Source organism: Pseudoalteromonas sp. P1-13-1a (assembly GCF_001401875.1).
Classification (GTDB): domain Bacteria; phylum Pseudomonadota; class Gammaproteobacteria; order Enterobacterales; family Alteromonadaceae; genus Pseudoalteromonas.
This window is the reverse complement of the sequence record NZ_LKDV01000066.1, coordinates 1-3244: the sequence shown is the minus strand read 5'-3', so window position 1 is coordinate 3244 and position 3244 is coordinate 1. Positions and strand designations below refer to the sequence as shown.

The following is a 3244-nucleotide window of genomic DNA, read 5'->3' as shown; positions in this document are numbered from 1 at the left end:
TATCGAAAGCTGTAGGTAGGTTGAATAAATTAATGGTTGAAGATGAAAAGGTTAAATTACAATTGGAAAAACTTCGAGATTGTTTGATGTCTGAAGTCAAGATTTGACCCCAAGCCTTTCTGTTTGATGTCTGAAGTCAAGATTTGACCCCAAGCCTTTCTATCAGCGGCTTTAGATGGTCGAGTATTAATTCAAATGATCCGGGATTTAGGTTTTACTGGTCGAGTTTATGAAAAATATATTCGAGGTGAGAAGTATATTATTTTTAAAGGTAAACTCGAATTTAAAACCATATTCACTAAAACAGCTAAAAATGCTCGAGTTGTCGATATGGCTATAGGGAAAACTTCAGCCATAATTCAGAGTGCTCGCTCCGGTGCTCGCTTAACAATATTTTTTACAGTTCCAATTATAATACTTCAACATTTTTTAGAAGATGAGGTTTTACTTAGTAATTTACTTGCCGATTTAGCTGTATCTTTGATAAAAGTTGGTGTATCGAGTATTGCGGCTGCGGTTGCAGCAGCTGCTGTAGGAACAACAACTACAATAGCCGCAGCTCCTCTGGCTGTAGCTATATTTATCGGCCTTGGCATAGCATATTCGTTAGATAAACTCGACGAGTATTTTAGTATTACTGAAAAATTAGGATTGATTTTACGAGAGATTGAAGACGCTACTATTGGTGAAATAAGCAGGAAAGGTTGGGAGTTAGAGAGAATTCTTCGCTGGCAGATTGCTAATGATATAAATCCCGGTAAAGGCATATTTTATCCTTAACAGTATTGGGCTAATAATTCACATGAAAAAGAAACTTTTGTTTATATTTCTATCTATATCATTAATATTATTTAGTGATATATCGGCTTCCAAATCTTTCCCTATGAATAAAATTGGTTGCGCAATTATTAATGAAAATTATTTTGAAGATGCTCCTAAAGTGCTAAAGAGTGTTTCGGTAAACCTTTCGACAGCTCTTAATGATGATAAGTTGATTTATAAAAATGGTAAAGTTACTGTAAACGCGTCAGCTGCAACAGTTATACAAACAGGAGTACAAAATCCCTGGATTAGCTCTTTTAAGATTACCATTTCACAAACTAAAAAAGATACGATTAGCGTAAGGAGCGCTCCAAGGACTAATGATAATAATAAAATGAATGTTTACTTTGCACTTACTTCACAGAGTCGTGGTGAATTAATTATTTCTTGCAGTGCAAGAGAGTAATCTTAATTATGCGTTCAGAGCTAACCTATATAATATTAATCTCAGCTTTATTAATTTTCATATCAACTCTTAGTCCTAAAATAATTAATATATTATATAGTTTAACTTTAACAGTCTTTAGTGTTGGATGCTTTTTTCTTTTATACCTGATACGAAAATATCCATCCGAAAATGGGTCAACAACGTTAAAGTCCATACAATCAAAAATAATATTAGCTTTACTTTTATTAGCTCTTTCATTATTTCTCGGATGGTTTTCTTATCAATTTATTTTAGAACCGAATACCATTGCTTGTAAATATAATAACGGATGTGAAACAGGCCCTCTTGGTTGGTCTGTATCTTTATTATTATTTGGGTTATCTATACTAACTTTTTACATTAGCTTGATATTAGCAAAGTCTGCTTATAAGAAATAATTTCTCCCTACCTCCGCATCACATCTTAGTTCTAGTGGTCAACTAATTTTGGCCACAGTTTTAAAATTTAAAAGCGTTAGAAATTATTTTTAATGTTAAACACTATTCGGCTGTATCAAAAGCTGTTGAAAGATTAAATGCATTAATGATTGAAGATAAGAAGGTTAAATTACATTGGGAAGAGCTTCGAAGTGGTTTGATGTCTGAAGTCAAAAATTTGACCCCATACCCACACAGTTTTTGAGTGACTTTTACAGCTCGTAATATTTTTAGCTATATTAGCCGAGTTTATTAAAATTTATTTTTATATATTTAAAAAGGAACTTTAAATGATGCTTAGTATTTTTTTAATGGCTTCGCTAAGTGCTGACTTTCATCTTGCTGGAAAAACTTCTGCGGGCTTAATACTTTGTGAAAATTTAAATAATAAAGCGACTCTCGAAAAAATAAAAGAATATAGTAAGTTACATAATGAGCTCAATAGTTATTTAAGCTCTGAGTTAGAGTCAAACTCTGACTTAAGTAATCGATTTTATAGTGCGCAGGTTGATTTTATTAATTTATTTGAAAATGCAGATAAAGATAAATCTTTAGATGAAAGCTCATTAACTACAGAAAACTGCCAAATATATATAAATAATGCAAGTCAGTTGATAAAAAAGTTTCAGTGAAAATCTTATCTCAGGCTTAACTTAATTCGATTATGAGCAATTATAGTATTCGGCAGGGGGCGGCCCTTCTACTTTTGTGATTAAGGAAAAGTGCAAAACTGCCCCAGTAACCCCATTTAAAAAAAAGGGCAATAATATTGCCCTTGTGTGTATGCACTTAAACTTATTTTTATAACCTATAGCGGACTAAACTTTGCTCTACCCCCTATTTTAATCATCAGGGCCTTTTAAAGTAAACACTAAGTGTTTACGCATATCTTTTAAAATCACGCCTTTTTTAAGCATTGCGGCGCTTAAACGCTTTTGCCATTTTAATAAATCAGGCTCTGCGGCTGCTAAAGCTTGCTCGTTTTCAAACTGAAAACACAAAAGTAGTGAACTTGGAAATAAGTGATATTCCACATCAAACCAGCACTGCAACATACCAGGGATTTCTTCGCGCCCTTGTGCTTCTAGTTTATCGGCAACGTTAAGCACAAGTGCTTGTTGTTTTACTTGCACTGCAGAGAGTTTTTTCATTATTAAAATCCAAATTAGCGGCTAATAGATACAGCCAGAATGCGGGCATTATACGCAAGCTTGTAGGTATGCAACAACCGTGGGTTGATTTGAGCGAAGCGAGACCTAACGCACAGCCAATGTAATAACCACAATAAGTAAAAATGCTATTACTTGTAGGCGCTTAGCTTGCAAGCGCGTTGGCCGAAAGCGCGCACTATTTGGTTTTACATGTAGAGGGAGTTTGTTTTAGTTTTTAAGCAGGAAAACGTATTTAAACTGCTATTACGCCTCCAACAATAATGATTTTTACACCGAAAATAAAAACAATACCATTTTGCTAAAAGCTAAAAGCTAAAAGCTAAAAGCTAAAAGCTAAAAGCTAAAAGCTAAAAGCTAAAAGCTAAAAGCTAAAAGCTAAAAGCTAA

The 3244-nt window shown here is 33.6% G+C and carries 4 protein-coding genes; 3 read left to right on the top strand and 1 reads right to left on the bottom strand.

Translation table 11 applies throughout. From position 1 onward, the window contains the following. Nucleotides 1-195: 195 nt before the first annotated feature. The 3 genes from AN391_RS19715 to AN391_RS19705 all read left to right on the top strand — a co-directional run bounded on the left by AN391_RS19715 (nucleotide 196) and on the right by AN391_RS19705 (nucleotide 2318). The gene (locus tag AN391_RS19715) at nucleotides 196-780 is read left to right on the top strand and encodes a hypothetical protein (protein ID WP_055016964.1); all 585 of its coding nucleotides are present in this window, start codon (nucleotides 196-198) and stop codon (nucleotides 778-780) included. Between the two features lie 22 nt (nucleotides 781-802). Next, nucleotides 803-1228, top strand: a complete 426-nt coding sequence (locus AN391_RS19710; protein WP_055016963.1) for a hypothetical protein — start codon at nucleotides 803-805, stop codon at nucleotides 1226-1228. Nucleotides 1229-1976: 748 nt separating this feature from the next. Next, nucleotides 1977-2318 carry a hypothetical protein gene (locus AN391_RS19705; protein WP_055016962.1) on the top strand — a complete coding sequence of 114 codons (342 nt, stop codon included), beginning with the start codon at nucleotides 1977-1979 and terminating at the stop codon, nucleotides 2316-2318. A 210-nt stretch (nucleotides 2319-2528) separates the two neighbouring features. On the opposite strand, the gene AN391_RS19700 is transcribed toward AN391_RS19705, so the two are convergent. Continuing rightward, on the bottom strand, nucleotides 2529-2837 hold the full coding sequence (locus AN391_RS19700) for a hypothetical protein (RefSeq protein WP_004587588.1): 309 nt from the start codon (nucleotides 2835-2837) through the stop codon (nucleotides 2529-2531). Nucleotides 2838-3244: the final 407 nt, after the last annotated feature.

What these genes read in the sequence shown, in the direction of transcription:
- AN391_RS19715 (WP_055016964.1), top strand. Translation starts at nt 196, where the DNA reads ATGATCCGGGATTTAGGTTTTACTGGTCGAGTTTATGAAAAATATATT.
- AN391_RS19710 (WP_055016963.1), top strand. Translation starts at nt 803, where the DNA reads ATGAAAAAGAAACTTTTGTTTATATTTCTATCTATATCATTAATATTA.
- AN391_RS19705 (WP_055016962.1), top strand. Translation starts at nt 1,977, where the DNA reads ATGATGCTTAGTATTTTTTTAATGGCTTCGCTAAGTGCTGACTTTCAT.
- AN391_RS19700 (WP_004587588.1), bottom strand. Translation starts at nt 2,837, where the DNA reads ATGAAAAAACTCTCTGCAGTGCAAGTAAAACAACAAGCACTTGTGCTT.